The organism is Streptomyces sp. NPDC005263, from assembly GCF_042872365.1.
Taxonomy (GTDB): domain Bacteria; phylum Actinomycetota; class Actinomycetes; order Streptomycetales; family Streptomycetaceae; genus Streptomyces.
Genome location: NZ_JBIAKJ010000002.1, coordinates 581314 through 597957, shown reverse-complemented (window position 1 = coordinate 597957; position 16644 = coordinate 581314). Strand labels below are relative to the sequence as shown.

The following is a 16644-nucleotide window of genomic DNA, read 5'->3' as shown; positions in this document are numbered from 1 at the left end:
TCTGCGAAGCCCCCACGTCCTGCGCCCCCACCCTCCGCGCTCTCACGCCCCTCCGCGCTCTCACGTCATGCGCCACCCCACGTTCCGCGCGCCCCCCTTCACGCCCTCACGCCCTCTCAGGCGCCTTTCCGAGGAGACCGATGAGCCGGATACGGCCGTACGCCCGAGGTTCCCGTCGTCTCGCCACCGTCGGCGCAGCCGCCACCACCGCCACCTTGCTGGCCGCCGCACTCAGCCCCGCCGCCGACGCGGCCGACCGGCCGACCCGGGCCACCGCGATCGAGAACGCGGCGTCGGTGCTCGCGGACCGGGCCGCGGCGCTGGGTCTGAGCGACGCGCAGGCCACGACCGTCCGGGACGTCGTGGTGGACGCGGACGGCACGCAACACGTCCGCTACGACCGTACGTACCACCAACTGCCCGTTCTCGGCGGCGACTTCGTGGTGCACCTGGCCCCCGACGGCAGCTACCGCGGCGCCAGCCTCGCCACCAAGGGCGTGATCTCGCTCGCGAGTGTCACACCGAAGCTGTCCGCGCCGAAGGCCGCCGACCTCGCGGTGAACGCGCTGCGCTCCGTCAACCTCGGCGAGACCCTGCGCCGGATCACCGCCAAGTCGCAGCTGGTGGTCGACACCCTGCACGGCACCCCGAAGCTGGCCTGGCGGACGAACGCCGTCGCGCAGGACTCCCTCGGCAACCCCGCCGCGCGGACGGTCCTGACGGACGCCGGTGACGGATCCCAGATCGACGCCTGGAGCACCATCGAGACGGCGTCGGGCGACGGCAAGTCCCTGTACGGCGGCACGGTTCCGCTGGAGACGACGCTGTCGGGATCGACGTTCCAGCTGAAGGACACCACGCGCGGGAACACGTACACCGGTGACGCCGCGAACCAGACCGACCTGTGCGTCCTGACCATCTGCCCGAGCCCGGCGCCCTCGAAGGTCTTCATCGACCCGGACAACCACTGGGGCACGGGCACCTCCGCCGACCGCGCCTCGGCCGCGGTGGACGCGCAGTACGGCACGGACGAGACCTGGGACTACTACAAGGACGTCCACGGCCGCAACGGCATCGCGGGCGACGGCAAGGGCTCGTACAACCGGGTGCACTACGGCGACAACTACAACAACGCCTTCTGGGACGACAGTTGCTTCTGCATGACGTACGGCGACGGTGACGGGAAGGCGTTCGGTCCGCTGGTGTCCCTGGACGTGGCCGGCCACGAGATGTCCCACGGTGTGACGTCGAAGACGGCGGCGCTGGCGTACTCGGGCGAGTCGGGCGGCCTGAACGAGGCCACCTCCGACATCTTCGGCACCCTGGTGGAGTTCCACGCCGACAACCCCTCCGACCCGGGCGACTACCTGATCGGCGAGAAGGTGGTCCGCTCCGGCTTCGGCCGGGACGCCCTGCGCCGCATGGACAAGCCGTCCAAGGACGGCAAGTCGGCCGACTACTGGAGCAGTTCGCTCGGCGACCTCGACGTCCACTACTCGTCCGGGGTCGCGAACCACTTCGCGTACCTGCTGGCCGAGGGAAGCGGCGCCAAGACCATCAACGGTGTCAGCTACGACTCCCCCACCCACGACGGCAAGGCAGTGAAGGGGATCGGCCGGGACAAGCTGGGCGCGATCTGGTACCGGGCGCTGACGGTCTACATGACGTCCTCGACGAACTACGCGGCCGCCCGCACGGCGACCCTGAACGCGGCGAAGGACCTCTACGGGGCCGGCAGCACCGAGTACGACGCGGTGGGCGCGGCGTGGAGCGCGGTCAATGTGAAGTGATGGATGTGACTGTGGGTGCGTGACGGACGGCTGCCCCGGCCTCAGGGCCGGGGCAGCCGTCCGTCACCCGTTCACCCCCTTCCCCCTCCGCCCATCGGAGCGTCTTCCCTCGCGCCTCCTCCAGACGCCGGTGACCAGCCGAAACGCCAGGTGCTTCAGGTCTGGGCGGCTCCTTTTCGGCACCCATTCATCCTATTTCTGACGATCCCTCAGGGAGCGGTTCGGGCTCGGTGCCACTTACCTCGGAAGGGCAGTCCCACCGAAACCGCTCGAGGGAGCACCGATGCGATGCACCGCCCGCCCGCTGACCGCTGCCGCGCTCGCCGTGGCCGCCGCGGGCCTCACCGCCGTACCCGCGTACGGCGGTGACACCACCGGACTGGAGGTGTCACCGTCCTCGGTCGTGCCGGGCGGGGAGGCCACCGTGACCTCGGCGGCCTGCGGGGACATCAACACGGCGGCGGGCGACGCGGGAGCCGTGGGCGCCGGTGTGTTCACCATGGCGCCCAGCGCCCGCGAGGGGGAGGGCGAGGCGCTCGGGCGGTTCCGGGTGCCGCCGAGCGCGCAGCCGGGGACCTACGAGATCGTCGCGACCTGCGCGGTGAGCGGGCGGCGGGTGACCGGTGACCTGGTCGTCACGCTGACGTCCCAGCGCGAGCAGGTGTATCCGCGAGGGAGTGTGAAGACGGGGGTCGGCGGCGCACTTGGCCCCGATCCCGTGCAGACCGCGGCCGGCGTGGCGGCTCTCGCCGTCGCCGCCGCGGGCGGTACCTGGCTCCTGCATCGCCGGGCGAGAGGCGACGGGATCTGACGGACACCCTCCGCCGTCCGTCCGCCGGTACCGCGTGTCCCCTCCCCCTCCGGGTCCGTCGCCCCTCGCGGCCCGGAGGGGGAGGGGACCCCCAGCAATGGGCCCCGGCAGGAGGGAAGGGGCCCCGGCCAGGAGAGAGGTCGAGCGCATGCGCAGGGTCCAGAACGCCACCATATCGGCCGTCACCGCGGCGGCCCTCTGCACCGGGGCCTGGCTGCTGCGCAGCGGCGCCGAGACACACGCCCCGCCGCAGCCGTCCGCCGCGCAGGCGCACGCGGGCCGCGACGCCGGGCAGGGCACCCGGCGGTCCGCGGCGCCGGGCGCGCCCGCGCTGCCGCCCTCCCCGCCCGACCGGATCCGCATCCCCTCGATCCGGGTGAACGCGCCCTTGACGGGCCTCGGTCTCACCCCGGCCGGCCGACTCGACGTCCCGCCCGCCGCGCGCAAGAACCTGGCCGGCTGGTACGAGGCCGGCACCACCCCCGGGGACACGGGCACCGCGATCGTCGCCGGGCACGTCGACAACGCCGACGGTCCCGCGGTGTTCTACGACCTCGGCGCGCTGAAGAAGGGCGCCACCGTCGAGGTGGACCGGCGTGACGGCACGGTCGCCGTCTTCACGGTGGACGCGGTGGAGGCCTACCAGGCGAGGAACTTCCCGGACAAGAAGGTGTACGGCGCCGCCGCGCGGCCCGAGCTGCGGGTGATCACCTGCGGTGGCGGCTACTCACGGAGCACCGGTTATCAGGGGAACGTCGTCGTCTTCGCGCACCTCACGGGCAGCCGCTGAGCCCGCCAGCACGTTCACCCGCCCCCAGGCGCCCAGCGGCCCCAGTGCCTCATTCAGGGAGATGCCCAGGGGCGTGAGCGAGTACTCCACACGCGGCGGTACCTCGTCGTACGCCTCCCGGTGCACGACGCCGTCCGCCTCCAGCTCCCGCAGCTGCGCCGCGAGCACCTTCTCCGTCACGCCGGGCAGCTCTCTGCGCAGCTCGCCGAAGCGGCACGGTCTGACGTCAAGCGCCCACAGGATGAGCACCTTCCACTTGCCGCCGATCACATCCATCGCCGCGTCGATCCCGCAGACGTACGCCCCCGGCCGCCGTACGGTCGTCATGCCGCCCCTCCCCCGCCTGGACTCTTTCCCGGTGGTAACCACCCACTCGGAAGTACGTACTTGAGCGGGCCGTTGCCCTGCGACGAGCCTAATCGCCATGACTGACAACGCGGTTGCCCCGCGCACACCTTCCTCCTCGGCTCCCCTCACGCTCCTCGGCACCGGCGCGATGGGCTCCGCCCTCGCCCGCGCCTGGCTCGCCGCCGGCCACCCCGTGACCGTCTGGAACCGCACCCCCGCCCGCGCCGAGGCGCTGGCCGCCGAGGGCGCGACCGTCGCGCCGAACGCCGCCGCCGCGGTGGCCGCGAACCGGCTGGTGGTGGTCTGTCTCCTCGACGACGGGTCCGTCGGCGAGGCCCTCGACGGGGCCGACCTCACGGGCCGGGACCTGGTGGACGTGACCACCGGGACGCCCGCCGAGGGGCGGGACCGGGCCGCCTGGGCCGAGGCGCGCGGGGCCCGTTTCCTGGACGGCGGGATCATGGCCGTACCGCCGATGATCGGAGCCGCGGACTCCGGGGCGTACGTCTTCTACAGCGGGTGTGCCGCGCTCTTCGAGGAGCACCGGGACACCCTCGCCGTCCCCGCCCAGGCCAGGTACACCGGCGCGGACCCGGGGTTCGCCGCGCTGCACGACGTGGCGCTGCTGAGCGCGATGAGCGGGATGTTCGCCGGCGTCACACACGCCTTCGCGCTGATCCGCCGGGAGGACATCGCCCCGAAGGACTTCGCGCCGCTGCTCGTGTCGTGGCTCACCGCGATGGCGCCCATGGCGTACGGGGTGGCCGAGCGGCTGGAGGCCGGTGACTACACCAAGGACGTCGTCTCCGACCTCGCCATGCAGGTCACCGGCAACGCGACCCTGCTGCGCACGGCCGAGGAGCAGGGCGTGAGCGCCGAGCTGCTGACGCCGTACCTGGCGCTGATGGAGCGGCGCCTGACGGCGGGTCAGGGTCACGGTGCCGAGGACACCACGGGCTTGGTCGATCTGCTCCTGACCTCCGGTGAGCGACGGGAGCTTTCCTAGAAGGGCGAGCGAGGGGGTGCTGTGCGGGTGGGGTGTGCGGGGGGGGGCGCGGACCTCACAGCGCTCCCCTCGCGCCCGTCCCGAACCCTCACAGCGCACCCCCCAGGCCCGTCCCGAACCCTCACACCCGCCTCGCGTCCCCGCTGAGGGCAGCGTTCCCCGCGGGAAACAGACGTGATGCGATCGGGTAACACCCACACCGCACGCTCCTAGACATGACCTCGAATACGCGTGTGGTGGTGATCGGCGCCGGCCTCGCGGGCGTCCGTCTCGCCCGGCGGCTCGGTGAGCTGGGCACACCCGTGACGCTCGTCGGCGACGAGGAGCACCGCCCGTACAACCGGGTGCTCCTCGCCGAAGTGCTGGCCGGGCGCTACAGCCCCGAGGTGATCGCCCTCCCGGCGCCCGCCGACCTGGTCCGGGCCCAGGTCACCGGCATCGACCGGGACGGACGGACCGTGGAGTGCGCGGACGGTTCGAAGATCGCATACGACACCCTGGTCCTGGCCACCGGCTCCAACCCGGTGCTCCCGCCGCTGCGCGGCCTGTTCACCCCCGACCACGTGCTCCCCGAGGGCGTCCACGCCTTCCGCACCATGGACGACTGCCTGGGCCTGTCCAAGGCGGTCCGGCCGGGTGCGAAGGCGGTCGTCATCGGCGGCGGCCTCCTCGGGGTCTCGGCGGCCCGCGCGCTCGCGCTGCGCGGCGCCCAGGTCGTCCTCGCCCAGCAGTCCGAGCGGCTCATGGAGCGCCAGCTCGACCCGTCGGCCTCCAAGCTCGTCCGCCGGCACCTCAAGGACCTCGGCGTCGAGATCCACACCGAGTGCCGGGTGCGGGACGTGCGCTGCGTCGGCGGCGTGGTCCGCTCGGTCGAGATGGCCGACGGTTACACCCTCGACGCCGACCTGGTGGTCCTGGCCTGCGGGGTCCACCCGCGGGTGGGTCTCGCCCAGGCCGCGGGCCTGGACGTGCGCAAGGGGATCGTCGTGGACGACGAACTGCGTACGTCCGACCCGCACATCCGGGCCGTCGGCGACTGCGTCCAGCACGACGGCACCGTGTACGGGCTGGCCACTCCGGCCCTCGAACAGGCCGACATCCTCGCCGAGTTGCTCGCGGGCGAGGCGGGCGCGGCAGGCGGGGCGGGCGGCGCGGGCGACCTCGGCGCCCGCTACACCGGCACCCGCTCACTCACCCGGCTCACCCTCGCCGGACAGAGCGCCTTCGACCTCGCCGCGTTCGGCGAGACGGAGGCCCTTCCCGGCGACGACGTGGTCCAGCTCGCCGACGCCACCCGAGGCACCTACCGCAAGGTCGTCGTCCGCGACGACCGCCTGGTCGGCGGGGTCCTCGTCGGCGAACTCGGCACCGTCGGCGCGCTCGCGCGCGCCTGGGAGGGAGCAGAGCCGCTCCCGTCCGACGGCGGCCCCCTGCTCCACCTGCTCACCAACGACGGAGGCTCCTGATGACCGCCACCCTGGGGGGCACCCCCACGATCGTGCTCGTCGGCCACGGCATGGTCGGCCAGCGCTTCCTCGAAGCGCTCGCCGCACGCGGCCTGACCGCCACGCACCGCGTGGTCGTGCTGTGCGAGGAGCCGCGCCCCGCGTACGACCGGGTCGCGCTCACCTCGTACTTCTCCGGCAAGTCGCCCGAGGACCTCTCCATGACCGACATGGAGTTCATCGAGGACCACGGCATCGAGCTGTACGTCGGCGACCCGGCGGAGACGATCGACCGTGAGGCGCGCCGGGTGACCGCCCGCTCGGGCCTGGTCGTCGACTACGACGTCCTGGTGCTCGCCACCGGCTCGTACCCCTTCGTCCCGCCCGTCCCCAACAAGGACGCCGAGGGCTGCTTCGTCTACCGCACGATCGAGGACCTCCTGGCGATCGAGGAGTACGCGAAGACGCGGACGACCGGTGCGGTGGTCGGCGGCGGCCTGCTCGGACTCGAGGCGGCCGGTGCGCTGAAGGGCCTCGGGCTCACCTCCCACATCGTGGAGTTCGCGCCCCGCCTGATGCCGGTCCAGGTCGACGAGGGCGGTGGCGCGGCGCTGCTGCGCACCATCGAGGACATGGGCCTGTCGGTCCACACGGGCGTCGGCACGCAGGAGATCGTGGTCGACGAGTCCGGCGCGGTCACCGGCATGAAGCTGTCCGACGGCTCCGAACTCGCCACCGACCTGGTGGTGTTCTCCGCCGGTGTCCGCCCCCGCGACCAGCTGGCCCGCGACTGCGGTCTGACGGTCGGCGAGCGCGGCGGCATCACCGTCGACGAGCAGTGCCGCACCGTCTCCGACCCGCACGTGTTCGCGATCGGCGAGTGCGCGCTGGCCTCCGACGGCCGGGTGTACGGCCTGGTGGCCCCCGGTTACGAGCAGGCCGAGGCGGCGGCCGCGACGATCGCCGAGGACGAGACTGAGCAGTTGACGTTCACCGGCGCCGACCTGTCCACCAAGCTGAAGCTGCTCGGCGTGGACGTGGCGTCCTTCGGTGACGCGCACGGCACGGCCGAGGACTGCCTGGACGTCGTCTACTCCGACTCCCGCTCGGGCCTGTACAAGAAGCTGGTCATCGGCCGCGACGGCACGCTGCTCGGCGGCATCCTGGTCGGCGACGCGGAGGCGTACGGCACCCTGCGCGCCTTCACCGGCTCCGTGCCGCCCGTCTCCCCCGAGGCGCTGGTGCTGCCGGCCGGCGCCGGGGCGCCGACCCAGCTCGGCCCGACCGCGCTGCCGGACGAGGCGATCATCTGCTCCTGCAACAACGTCACCAAGGGCACGATCCGCGGCGCGGTCACCGAGCACAGCTGCACCACGGTGCCCGAGGTGAAGAAGTGCACCAAGGCCGGCACCACCTGCGGCAGTTGCGTCAAGGTCCTCGGCCAGCTGGTCAACGCCGAACTCGAGGCAGGCGGCATCGAGGTCGACAAGGGCCTGTGCGGCTGCTTCGCGCAGACCCGCGAGGAGCTGTACGAGATCGTCCTCGCCCTGCGCATCAACACCTACCAGGACCTGCTGGACCGCTACGGCCGTGACGGCGCCCGGGGCGGTGACGGATGCGACGTCTGCAAGCCCGCGGTCGGCTCGATCATCGCCTCCCTCGCCCCGACCATCGGCGCGAGCGGCTATGTCCTCGACGGCGAGCAGGCGGCGCTCCAGGAGACCAACGACCACTTCCTCGCCAACCTCCAGAAGAACGGCTCGTACTCGGTCGTCCCCCGCATCCCCGGCGGTGAGATCACCCCCGAGGGCCTGATCGTGATCGGTGAGATCGCCCGCGACTTCGGCCTCTACACGAAGATCACCGGCGGTCAGCGGATCGACATGTTCGGCGCCCGCGTCGAACAACTCCCCCTGATCTGGACCCGGTTGGTGGACGCCGGTTTCGAGTCCGGGCACGCCTACGGCAAGTCCCTGCGCACCGTGAAGTCCTGCGTCGGCCAGACCTGGTGCCGCTACGGCGTCCAGGACTCGGTGCGCATGGCGATCGACCTGGAGCTGCGCTACCGGGGCCTGCGCTCCCCGCACAAGCTGAAGTCGGCGGTGTCGGGCTGCGCCCGGGAGTGCGCGGAGGCCCAGTCGAAGGACTTCGGCGTCATCGCCACCGCGGGCGGCTGGAACCTGTACGTGGGCGGCAACGGCGGCGCCACCCCGCGCCACGCGGACCTGCTCGCGCAGGACCTCTCGGACGCCGAACTGATCCGTCTGATCGACCGGTTCCTGATGTTCTACATCCGCACCGCCGACCGTCTGGAGCGCACCTCGACCTGGCTGGAGCGGATCCCGGGCGGCCTGGACCACGTGCGGGACGTGGTCGTGGAGGACTCCCTCGGCATCTGCGAGGAGCTGGAGTCGCTGATGACGGACCACGTCGCGCACTACGCCGACGAGTGGGCGACGACCATCAACGACCCCGAGAAGCTGTCGCGGTTCGTCTCCTTCGTGAACGCCCCCGACACCCCCGACCCGGTCGTCGGCTTCATCCCGGAGCGCGACCAGATCAAGCCCGACCTGCCGCTGCTGTCCATCGGCATGCGGCCCACCGACAACCCGGCCGACGTCCTGGAAGGAAGCGCCCAGCGATGACCCTGGCACCCGAGACGACCGACCTGAAGGTCCAACTCCAACTGGACGCGGGCGACGACGCCTGGTTCACCGTCTGCGACCTGGGCGCGCTGCTACCGGGCCGCGGGGTGGCGGCACTGCTCCCCGACGGCCACCAGGCCGCCCTCTTCCGCGACCGCGCGGGCCGGCTGTACGCCATCGACAACCGCGACCCGTTCGGCGGCGCGGCGGTCCTCTCCCGCGGCCTGACCGGCACCCACCAGGGACGACCGTTCGTCGCCTCCCCCCTCCTGAAGCAGCGCTTCGACCTGGAGACCGGGGTGTGCCTGGACGACGAGACGGTACGCGTCGCGACGTACGAGGTGCGGGTCTCCTAGCCGGAGCGGCAGCCCGAGCCGGAGCCGCCTGATCGATAATGGTCGGCGGCCATCGGACCGGCACGGGGGGTAACGCCGTTGTGGCACTGCACTTCACCTGGACACTGAGCTCCGGCGGAGCCTCGTGTGAGCTCGCCGACGGGATCTCGGCGAAGTCGTTCACCTTCGACTACCTCACCGACGCCCTCGCCGACCTCCTGTTCGGCATGACGGCCCTCTACGGCCCGTGGCGCACGGAGAGGTTCTTCTTCGACGCCGTGTCGACGGAGATCCGCTGGGTCCTGGGTCACCCGGACGAGACGACCGTGGTGCTGTCGGTCTACCTGCTCGAGGACCTGGCCGTGAGCCTGGGCCTCCCGGATTCGGCGGGCGAGTTGGCGTGGCGGTCCACGCATCCCCGGGCCGAGCTGACCCATGCGGTCCTGCGGGCGGCCGAGGGGGTCCTGGAGCGGCACGGCGAGGACGGCTACCGCGAGCTGTGGCAGGAGCACCCGTTCCCGATGGCGGCGTTACAGGACCTGCGGCGGCTGCACACCACGCACGACGCCTGCGCCGGGCACCCCGCCCCCGCCCGGCCCGTCAGGCCTTCAGCGCCTCGTACGTCACCCCCGTGAGCTGCTCGGAAGCACCCCACAGCAGCTCACCCGCACGATCGTCGAGGGTCCACGGAGCCCGCCAGGACCGTCCCGGGGCCCCGCGCCACATCGCGAGGGACGGTCCGGTGAACGAGTCGGGGCGCACGTCGGGCGCGGTCGCCGCGTAGAGCGTGGGGAGCGCGCCCGCCTCCGCGGACTGGGCGAAGTACCGGTTGCCGATCCGCATGAACCGTTCGCTGCCCTTGCGGCCGGACACCCGGGGCGCCGCGCTCTGGAGGTTGGTGTCCGCGTACCCGGGGTGGGCCGCCGCCGCGACCACGTCACAACCGTGAGCGGCCAGCCTGCGCGCCAACTCGTGGGTGAACAGCAGGTTGGCGGTCTTGGAGCGGGCGTAGGCCGTCCACCGCCGGTAGCGGCGCTCGCTGTTGAGGTCGGTGATGTCGATATTGGACAGCGCGTGGGCCACGCTCGCGACGGTCACCACCCGCGCGCCCCGGGTGCCGAGCAGGCTGGGCAGCAGCCGCCCGGTGAGCGCGAAGTGGCCCAGGTGGTTCACACCGAACTGCGTCTCGAACCCGTCGGCCGTCGTCGCGTACGGCAGCGCCATCACGCCCGCGTTGTTGACGAGCAGGTCGAGCCGGTCGTAAGAGAAGGCGTCCGCGAACTCCCGTACGGAGGTCAGGTCCGCCAGGTCCAGACGGACCACCTCCGCCCGCGCGCCCGGTACTTCGGCGGCCAGCCGGCCGGCCGCCTCGGCGCCCCGGGCCTCGCTGCGGCACGCCAGCACCACCCGGGCGCCCCGGCGGGCCAGCTCCCGAGCGGTGACGTACCCGATGCCGCTGTTGGCTCCGGTGACGACGGCGACCCGGCCGCTCTGGTCCGGGACGTCCTTGGCGCTCCAGCCGGACATGACCGACCTCCCTCGGCTGAACGGATGAGTTCAGCCTACGAGCGGGGAGCGCCCGCGTAATCGTCCGGGAGGGGACGGGTGTCCAGGTAGAACCATTCGGCACCGGGGCCCGGGCCCACGTCGGGGCTCGGGGCGAAGGCCGCGCCATGGTGATCGTGGGTGGGGGTGGGCGCCGGGGGTCGTACGGGTGCCTGCTGCTCGACGGGGTCGGGAGTGGCCTGGGCTGCCGCCGGACCCGGCATCAGCAGTTCCACCCGCACACCGCTCCCCCGCTGCTGCGTGGTGAACTCCTCGATCTGGCTGCGGCAGGCGTGGTCCAGGTGGGTGACGCCGGTCAGGTCGAGGCGGATCCTCGGTTTGCCGGAGGCCGCCGCGGCCTCCAGGGCCTCGATGACCTTCGGCAGGCGCAGGAAGGTCGCGTTGCCGGCCATGACGACCTTGGCGGTGTCGTCCGCGACGTGCTGCCGGATCACGGTCTGCGACATCCTGAGCGCGGCCAGCACGATCCCCGCGGCGAGCCCGACCAGTACGCCCTCCAGCAGCGCGGTGGCCACGATGACCAGCGTGGTGAGGGTCATCACCGCGAACTCGCCGCGGTCCTGGCGCCACATCTTCGGGAACTCCGCCGGCCCGAACAGTTTCCAGCCGCTGTGCACCAGCACGCCGGCCAGCACCGAGATCGGGATCAGCGCGAGCACCTGCGGCAGCAGCATCGCGAAGGCGAGCAGCCACAGCCCGTGCAGCGTCCGGGACAGCCGGGTCTTCGCGCCCGCCTGGACGTTGGCCGAACTGCGGGCGACCACGGCCGTGATGGGGAGCGCGCCCAGGACACCGGCGACGGTGTTCCCGGCGCCCTGGGCGATGAGCTCGGTGTTGTAGCGGGTACGCGGGCCGCTGTGCATACGGTCCACCGCGGCCGCCGTGAACAGGCTCTCCGCGGAGGCGATCACCGTGAAGGTGAGGACGGACGTGATGATCGCCCCGTCCGTGAGCCGCGCGAACTGCTCGGCGCCCGGCACCTGCACGGACGCGAGCAGATTGCCGACCTGGAGGGTCTTCACGTCCACCCCGGGCAGCGCCGCGACCGCGATACCGATGCCGACGGCGACCAGCGCGGCCGGGATCTTCTTCGCCGGTCCGGGCACCTTCTTCCACACGAAGCTCAACACGATGGTGACGACGCCGAGCAGCGTGGCGATCATCGCCTGCCGGTCGGTCAGGATGTCCGCGACCAGCCCGGGGATCCCGGCCATGTTCTCGATCGGGACGCCGGGCGCCTTGCTGTCGGCCATCGGGTAGGCCTGGCTGAACATCAGCGGCAGTCCGATGCCGGCCAGCATGCCCTGGACCACGGCGAGGGAGATCGCCTGGAACATCCGGCCGAGCCGGACCAGCCCGAGGACGATCTGCAGGATCCCGGCGCACAGCACGATCACCCCGAGCATGGCCACGCCGTGCTCCCCGACGGTCTCCGCGACCAGCGCGGCGAGTCCGGCGGCGGGCCCGCTGACCTGGAGCGTGCTGCCCCGCACCGCCCCGACCACCAGCCCGCCGATCACTCCGGAGATGATCCCCAGCTCGGGCGGCACCCCGGAGGCGACGGCCACGCCGATGCACAGCGGCAGCGCGACCAGGAAGACGACGAGGGAGGCGGTGATCTCGGTGCCGAGGTCGGCCTTGGGGCCCTTGCCGAGGCGGGACACCGGCACCTCCGCGTCCGGATCCGCTGCTGCCGCCGCCTCCGTCGCCGTCGCCGTCGCCGTCGGCTTCGTCATGTCCGTCGCGTGTGTCGCGGTCATCGCGTTCGCCGCGTTCCTGGTCGCGGTCGTCGGCCCGCCCCACGTCCGGCCCCGCGCGTGCGCCCCGCTCATCCGGCGTGCACCCGGAAGCGGCCGTCGTCGTCGAGTTCGTACACCCGACCGGTGTCGATCTCGTAGTACCAGCCGTGCAGCCGCAGCCGGTCCTCCTCCATCCGCTGCCGCACGATCGGGTAAGTACGCACCGCGGCCAGCTGGTTGACGACGTTGCGCTGCGCCACGTCCGACAGGGAAGGGGCCGGGGAGGTCGCCGAGGTGCCGGACGTGCCGGTGAGCACCCCGGCCAGCTCCGGGCGGGCCAGGTCGAGCCAGGCGTCCACGCCCGGCAGCGCGGTCAGGTCGTCGCCGGACTTCAGCGCGCCCATCGCCCCGCAGTGTGAGTGACCACACACGACGATGTCCTGAACCCCGAGCACCTCCAGCGCGTACTCGATGGTGGCGGCCTCACCCGACGCCCCCGGCCGCCCGTACGACGGGACGATATTGCCCGCGTTCCGCAGCTCGAATATCTCACCGGGCCGGGCGCCGGTTATGAGTGCGGGTATCACCCGCGAGTCCGAGCAGGTAATGAAGAGTGCCTCGGGATATTGCCCGTCGGCCAGTTTCCGGTATTCTCCGCGCTCACTTTCGACCCGCTGTGTGAATGTGCGGGCGCGATCCAACAGTGCCTTCAACTCAGCCGCCTCATCAGGGAGTTCGTTCCGGTCACCACACCGTAGGGGAGCCCACACCAGCGGAAGGTTAAGTGAACCCCAGAGCCCGGACAGGAATTGAACATTCTTTGTCGGGGCGCGCACGGGGACTGTCGTCTTGTAGCGTGTCGGTGCCAGGATGCGAATTGCGGATACGGGCTGCCTGGATTCACACCGATTCACGTATTCATGGAGAGACGGGGCGCATGGGCCTACGAGTGCTGCTCATCGAGGACGACGAGACGATCGCCGAACCACTCGCCGAAGGGCTCGGACACTTCGGGCTGACGGTCGATCACGTGGCCACCGGCACCGACGGCCTGAGAGGTCCGTACGGCGATGTCGTCCTGCTCGACCTGGGACTGCCGGACATGGACGGCATCGACGTCTGCCGGGGCATCCGCCAGGTCTCCGACGTTCCCATCCTCATCCTCAGCGCGCGCGGAGAGGAGGCCGACCGCGTGCTGGGCCTGGAGCTGGGCGCCGACGACTATCTGGCGAAACCTTTCAGCGTACGGGAGTTGGTGGCACGGGTAAGAGCGGTGACGCGACGGACCCAGTGGGCGGCGCACGGCACAGGAGCAACGCACGGCATGGCAGCGCCGCACGGCATGGCAGCGGCGCAGGGCATGGCAGCGGCGCAGGGAGCGCCCAAGCCGACGCCGTCCGGACCGGAACCGATGTCGGCGCCGGTCGCGGCGTCGTCGTCGGACGAACCCGGCCCGCTGGTCGTCGACCGCCGCACCCGGCAGGTCTGGGTCGGCGAGGTGCCCCTCTCGCTCACCCCGAAGGAGTTCGACCTGCTGGCGCTGCTCACCGAGGACCCGGGCGCGGTCTGCTCCCGGCAGCAGATCCTGGACCGGGTGTGGGACCCGCACTACGAGGGCCCCACGAAGACACTGGACGTCCATGTCGCCGCCCTGCGAAGGAAGTTGGGCCACCCAGCTTGGATCCAGACCCTGCGCGGGGTCGGCTTCCGACTGGCGGTGCACACCGGGCCGAACGACGCCGCGCGCCCAGGGCCGGGTGAGGGCGTGCACGGCGGTCCGTTCGAGGGCCCGCACACCGGCCCTTACACCGGCCCGGACGAGGCCCCGCACAGCCGGCCCTACGACGGTTCGCACCACCCCCGGCCCTACGACGGCTCACACGACCCCCGGTCTTACGACGGCCGGCACGTCCGTCCCGCCGAAGGATCACGCTCCAGGTCCGCCGAAGGCCCGCGCCGCCGGCCGACCGTGGGCCCGCACTCCAGTTGGGACGCGCGGCCGTGACCCGCCGACTGCTGGTCAGCTATCTCAGCCTGGCGGCGCTCGTCCTGCTGTGCCTGGAGATCCCGCTCGGCTTCGTGTACTCGCGCGGTGAGCGGGAGCGGGTGATCACCGCGGCGAAGGACGAGGCCGAGTCGGTCTCGGCGTACGCGGCCCTGTCCCTGGCCGCCGGGCGGGCCCAGCAGGACCTGCCCGGCCGGGTGGTGCACTGTGCCACCCGGATCGGCGGGAAGGTGGTGGTCGTCGATGGCACCGGCGCCCCCCTGGCCACCTCGCACCCGCTCACCGCCCAGGCCTCGCACGCGCTGGCCTCCCGCCCGGGCATCGCGGCGGCGCTGCGCGGCACGTCCACGGTGGACGTCCGCACCTCCACCATCGGTGGGGTGCAGTACCTGTCGGTCGCCGCGCCCGTCGGCCACAGTGTCCAGCCGCAGGGCGCCGTGTGGCTCACGGTGCCGACCCGGACGGTGCACGAACGCGTCCACCACATCTGGCTGTTGCTCGCCCTCGGCGGTCTCGGCGTCCTCACCGCGGTCACCTTCGCCGCGTTCGCGATCGCCCGCTGGACCGGACGCCCGATCCGCGAACTTGAGCGCGCCACGCACGAGTTGGCGTTCGGGGGCCGCGCGGCCCCGGTGACGGTGACGGTGACCAAGGGCCCGCCCGAGGTCCGCAGCCTGGCCGCCGCCTTCAACCGTACGGCGGCCCGCCTCGCCCATCTCCTGGACTCCCAGCACGCGTTCGCGGGCGAGGCCTCGCACCAGCTCAAGACGCCCCTCGCGGCACTGCGGCTGCGCCTGGAGAACCTGGAGCCGAACATCTTGGACCGTGGCCGCTCCAGCCTCACCGCCGCCGTCACCGAGACGGACCGCCTGGCCCGGATGGTCGAGGGCCTGCTGGCGATGGCCAGACTGGAGGAGGACGCGGCGACGCCGGGGCCGGTCGACATCGGCGCGGTCTGCGCGGAACGCCACCGCACCTGGGCGCCGCTCTTCGCCCGACAGGGCGTCTCCCTGGTGCTGTTCGCGGGCGGCGAGGGCTCGGTCCTCGCACTGCCGGGGTCCCTCGAGCAGATCCTCGACAACCTGCTCTCCAACGCGTTGCGGGCCTCCCCGCCCGCCACCACGGTGACCATCGAACTGCGTCGCCACGCCCCGTCCCGGCGCGCGCTGCGCGACGCCCGCCCGTCCTGGGTCGACCTGCACGTCGCCGACGAGGGCCCGGGCATGACGGAGGAGCAACGCGCCCGCGCCTTCGACCGGTTCTGGCGCGCGCCGGGCGCCCCCAAGGGCGGCACGGGCCTCGGCCTCGCCCTGGTCCAACGGCTCGCCCACGCCAGCGGCGGCGAGGCGAGCCTGCGCACCGCCGGCACCGGCGGCCTGGACGTGGTGATCCGCCTCCCGTCCGCACAGCCGTCTTCGGGGGGTCACACCACGGGCCGAACGGGCCCGCGCCGCCGGGAGCCCGCACCACTGCTCGGCCGGGAGCCGTCGGTGAGCCGGGAGCCGTCGGTGACCGGTGGCGGCCAGGTGAGCCGCTCATGACGCCACGTCAAGAAGCACCCCGGACCCCCGCACACTTCACCAGCCGGCGTCACGCTCATCCCCTCACAAGACGGGCGATCCGGACTGCGACCTCGCCACCCCTTGGATACTGCTGCCGGATGGCGCCGGCCTATGTGCGGGCCTGCGGCGGTGACAGGGCGCAGTGGGAGGCCCGGTGGAAGGAGGCGGTGGAATTTCGCCGTGCCGGTTCAGCGGCGGTCTGTGGCTCGTGGATGTCCCGTGCCTGCGAAGGTGATCCAGCAGGTGTCACGGGCTGTGTCCAGGAGGTACCAGATGCGGCCTCCGCCGGTCACCTCGATCTGCCACTGCTCGCAGGGTCTGTCCGCCGTGGGTGCCGTGCGCCAGGCTGCCCTTGAGCCGGTGGTGCCGGGCGTCTCGTTGACCGGCCCGGGGTCGGTGCGCATGGTGGTCCAGGCGCGGTAGGTGTTCTCCCGGGCCTGTTGGGCGAGACTGTCCCAGCCTTTGGCCGAGGCCGCGTCGGCGAAGCGAACTTGAGGGGTACGGACGGCGACGGACCTGGCGGGCATTCGACAGGCTCAACGCCGAAAGGGCGGCACCCCCGCACAAGGGTGCCGCCCTCTCTTCACGATCCGGAACCGCCG

Annotated in this window: 14 protein-coding genes and 1 pseudogene; 10 read left to right on the top strand and 5 right to left on the bottom strand. The window is 72.2% G+C overall.

Going from position 1 to position 16644, the window contains the following annotated elements; translation table 11 throughout:
• Positions 1-140 precede the first annotated feature (140 nt).
• From ACFYRY_RS09965 to ACFYRY_RS09955, 3 genes are all read left to right on the top strand, one after another.
• Positions 141-1790: a M4 family metallopeptidase gene (locus ACFYRY_RS09965; RefSeq protein ID WP_389142046.1), complete on the top strand. Its 1650-nt coding sequence runs from the start codon at positions 141-143 to the stop codon at positions 1788-1790.
• A gap of 283 nt (positions 1791-2073) precedes the next feature.
• Entirely contained in the window at positions 2074-2601 is a 528-nt protein-coding gene (locus ACFYRY_RS09960; protein WP_389142044.1) for a hypothetical protein, read from the top strand.
• Positions 2602-2749: 148 nt separating this feature from the next.
• Positions 2750-3391 carry a class F sortase gene (locus ACFYRY_RS09955; protein WP_389142042.1) on the top strand — a complete coding sequence of 214 codons (642 nt, stop codon included), beginning with the start codon at positions 2750-2752 and terminating at the stop codon, positions 3389-3391.
• Here ACFYRY_RS09955 and ACFYRY_RS09950 read toward each other — a convergent pair.
• Complete coding sequence (locus tag ACFYRY_RS09950; RefSeq protein ID WP_389142040.1) at positions 3329-3718, bottom strand: winged helix-turn-helix transcriptional regulator; 390 nt, start codon at positions 3716-3718, stop codon at positions 3329-3331. The genes ACFYRY_RS09955 and ACFYRY_RS09950 overlap by 63 nt on opposite strands.
• Before the next feature lie 97 nt (positions 3719-3815).
• Here ACFYRY_RS09950 and ACFYRY_RS09945 point away from each other — a divergent pair, with 97 nt between their 5' ends.
• The 5 genes from ACFYRY_RS09945 (at position 3816) to ACFYRY_RS09925 (ending at position 9805) form a co-directional block, all read left to right on the top strand.
• Positions 3816-4745, top strand: coding sequence for an NAD(P)-dependent oxidoreductase (locus ACFYRY_RS09945; protein ID WP_389142038.1), 930 nt, complete (start codon positions 3816-3818; stop codon positions 4743-4745).
• Positions 4746-4960: 215 nt separating this feature from the next.
• Positions 4961-6211 (top strand): NAD(P)/FAD-dependent oxidoreductase, encoded by a 1251-nt coding sequence (locus tag ACFYRY_RS09940; RefSeq protein WP_389142036.1) that lies wholly within the window; start codon positions 4961-4963, stop codon positions 6209-6211.
• A complete protein-coding gene (nirB, locus tag ACFYRY_RS09935) occupies positions 6211-8835 on the top strand; it encodes a nitrite reductase large subunit NirB (RefSeq protein ID WP_389142034.1) in 2625 nt (874 codons plus the stop codon). Before ACFYRY_RS09940 ends, nirB begins: the two co-directional genes overlap by 1 nt.
• Positions 8832-9191 carry a nitrite reductase small subunit NirD gene (gene nirD, locus ACFYRY_RS09930; RefSeq protein ID WP_389142032.1) on the top strand — a complete coding sequence of 120 codons (360 nt, stop codon included), beginning with the start codon at positions 8832-8834 and terminating at the stop codon, positions 9189-9191. The genes nirB and nirD overlap by 4 nt, the downstream gene beginning before the upstream one ends.
• Positions 9192-9271: 80 nt before the next feature.
• Complete coding sequence (locus ACFYRY_RS09925) at positions 9272-9805, top strand: hypothetical protein (RefSeq protein WP_389142030.1); 534 nt, start codon at positions 9272-9274, stop codon at positions 9803-9805.
• Here the strand turns inward: ACFYRY_RS09925 and ACFYRY_RS09920 are convergent.
• The 3 genes from ACFYRY_RS09920 to ACFYRY_RS09910 all read right to left on the bottom strand — a co-directional run bounded on the left by ACFYRY_RS09920 (position 9771) and on the right by ACFYRY_RS09910 (position 13188).
• A complete protein-coding gene (locus ACFYRY_RS09920) occupies positions 9771-10697 on the bottom strand; it encodes an oxidoreductase (RefSeq protein ID WP_389142028.1) in 927 nt (308 codons plus the stop codon). The genes ACFYRY_RS09925 and ACFYRY_RS09920 overlap by 35 nt on opposite strands.
• Before the next feature lie 35 nt (positions 10698-10732).
• Positions 10733-12496, bottom strand: a complete 1764-nt coding sequence (locus tag ACFYRY_RS09915) for a SulP family inorganic anion transporter (protein ID WP_389142026.1) — start codon at positions 12494-12496, stop codon at positions 10733-10735.
• Positions 12497-12564: 68 nt separating this feature from the next.
• Positions 12565-13188 (bottom strand): carbonic anhydrase, encoded by a 624-nt coding sequence (locus ACFYRY_RS09910; protein WP_389142024.1) that lies wholly within the window; start codon positions 13186-13188, stop codon positions 12565-12567.
• A gap of 224 nt (positions 13189-13412) precedes the next feature.
• On the opposite strand from ACFYRY_RS09910, the pseudogene ACFYRY_RS09905 reads away from it, so the two are divergent.
• Together ACFYRY_RS09905 and ACFYRY_RS09900 are read left to right on the top strand one after the other, a co-directional pair.
• Positions 13413-14210: pseudogene (locus tag ACFYRY_RS09905) on the top strand (response regulator transcription factor); the annotation flags it as partial.
• A gap of 266 nt (positions 14211-14476) precedes the next feature.
• Positions 14477-16021, top strand: coding sequence for a sensor histidine kinase (locus ACFYRY_RS09900; RefSeq protein WP_389142022.1), 1545 nt, complete (start codon positions 14477-14479; stop codon positions 16019-16021).
• 209 nt (positions 16022-16230) lie between these two features.
• On the opposite strand, the gene ACFYRY_RS09895 is transcribed toward ACFYRY_RS09900, so the two are convergent.
• Positions 16231-16569 (bottom strand): hypothetical protein, encoded by a 339-nt coding sequence (locus tag ACFYRY_RS09895; RefSeq protein WP_389142020.1) that lies wholly within the window; start codon positions 16567-16569, stop codon positions 16231-16233.
• Positions 16570-16644 lie beyond the last annotated feature (75 nt).

Excerpts from the sequence above, each read along its gene's own strand:
- nirB (WP_389142034.1), top strand. The coding sequence starts at position 6,211 with ATGACCGCCACCCTGGGGGGCACCCCCACGATCGTGCTCGTCGGCCAC.
- ACFYRY_RS09945 (WP_389142038.1), top strand. The coding sequence starts at position 3,816 with ATGACTGACAACGCGGTTGCCCCGCGCACACCTTCCTCCTCGGCTCCC.
- ACFYRY_RS09920 (WP_389142028.1), bottom strand. The coding sequence starts at position 10,697 with ATGTCCGGCTGGAGCGCCAAGGACGTCCCGGACCAGAGCGGCCGGGTC.
- ACFYRY_RS09915 (WP_389142026.1), bottom strand. The coding sequence starts at position 12,496 with ATGACCGCGACACACGCGACGGACATGACGAAGCCGACGGCGACGGCG.
- ACFYRY_RS09950 (WP_389142040.1), bottom strand. The coding sequence starts at position 3,718 with ATGACGACCGTACGGCGGCCGGGGGCGTACGTCTGCGGGATCGACGCG.
- ACFYRY_RS09895 (WP_389142020.1), bottom strand. The coding sequence starts at position 16,569 with ATGCCCGCCAGGTCCGTCGCCGTCCGTACCCCTCAAGTTCGCTTCGCC.
- nirD (WP_389142032.1), top strand. The coding sequence starts at position 8,832 with ATGACCCTGGCACCCGAGACGACCGACCTGAAGGTCCAACTCCAACTG.
- ACFYRY_RS09960 (WP_389142044.1), top strand. The coding sequence starts at position 2,074 with ATGCGATGCACCGCCCGCCCGCTGACCGCTGCCGCGCTCGCCGTGGCC.
- ACFYRY_RS09940 (WP_389142036.1), top strand. The coding sequence starts at position 4,961 with ATGACCTCGAATACGCGTGTGGTGGTGATCGGCGCCGGCCTCGCGGGC.
- ACFYRY_RS09965 (WP_389142046.1), top strand. The coding sequence starts at position 141 with ATGAGCCGGATACGGCCGTACGCCCGAGGTTCCCGTCGTCTCGCCACC.
- ACFYRY_RS09955 (WP_389142042.1), top strand. The coding sequence starts at position 2,750 with ATGCGCAGGGTCCAGAACGCCACCATATCGGCCGTCACCGCGGCGGCC.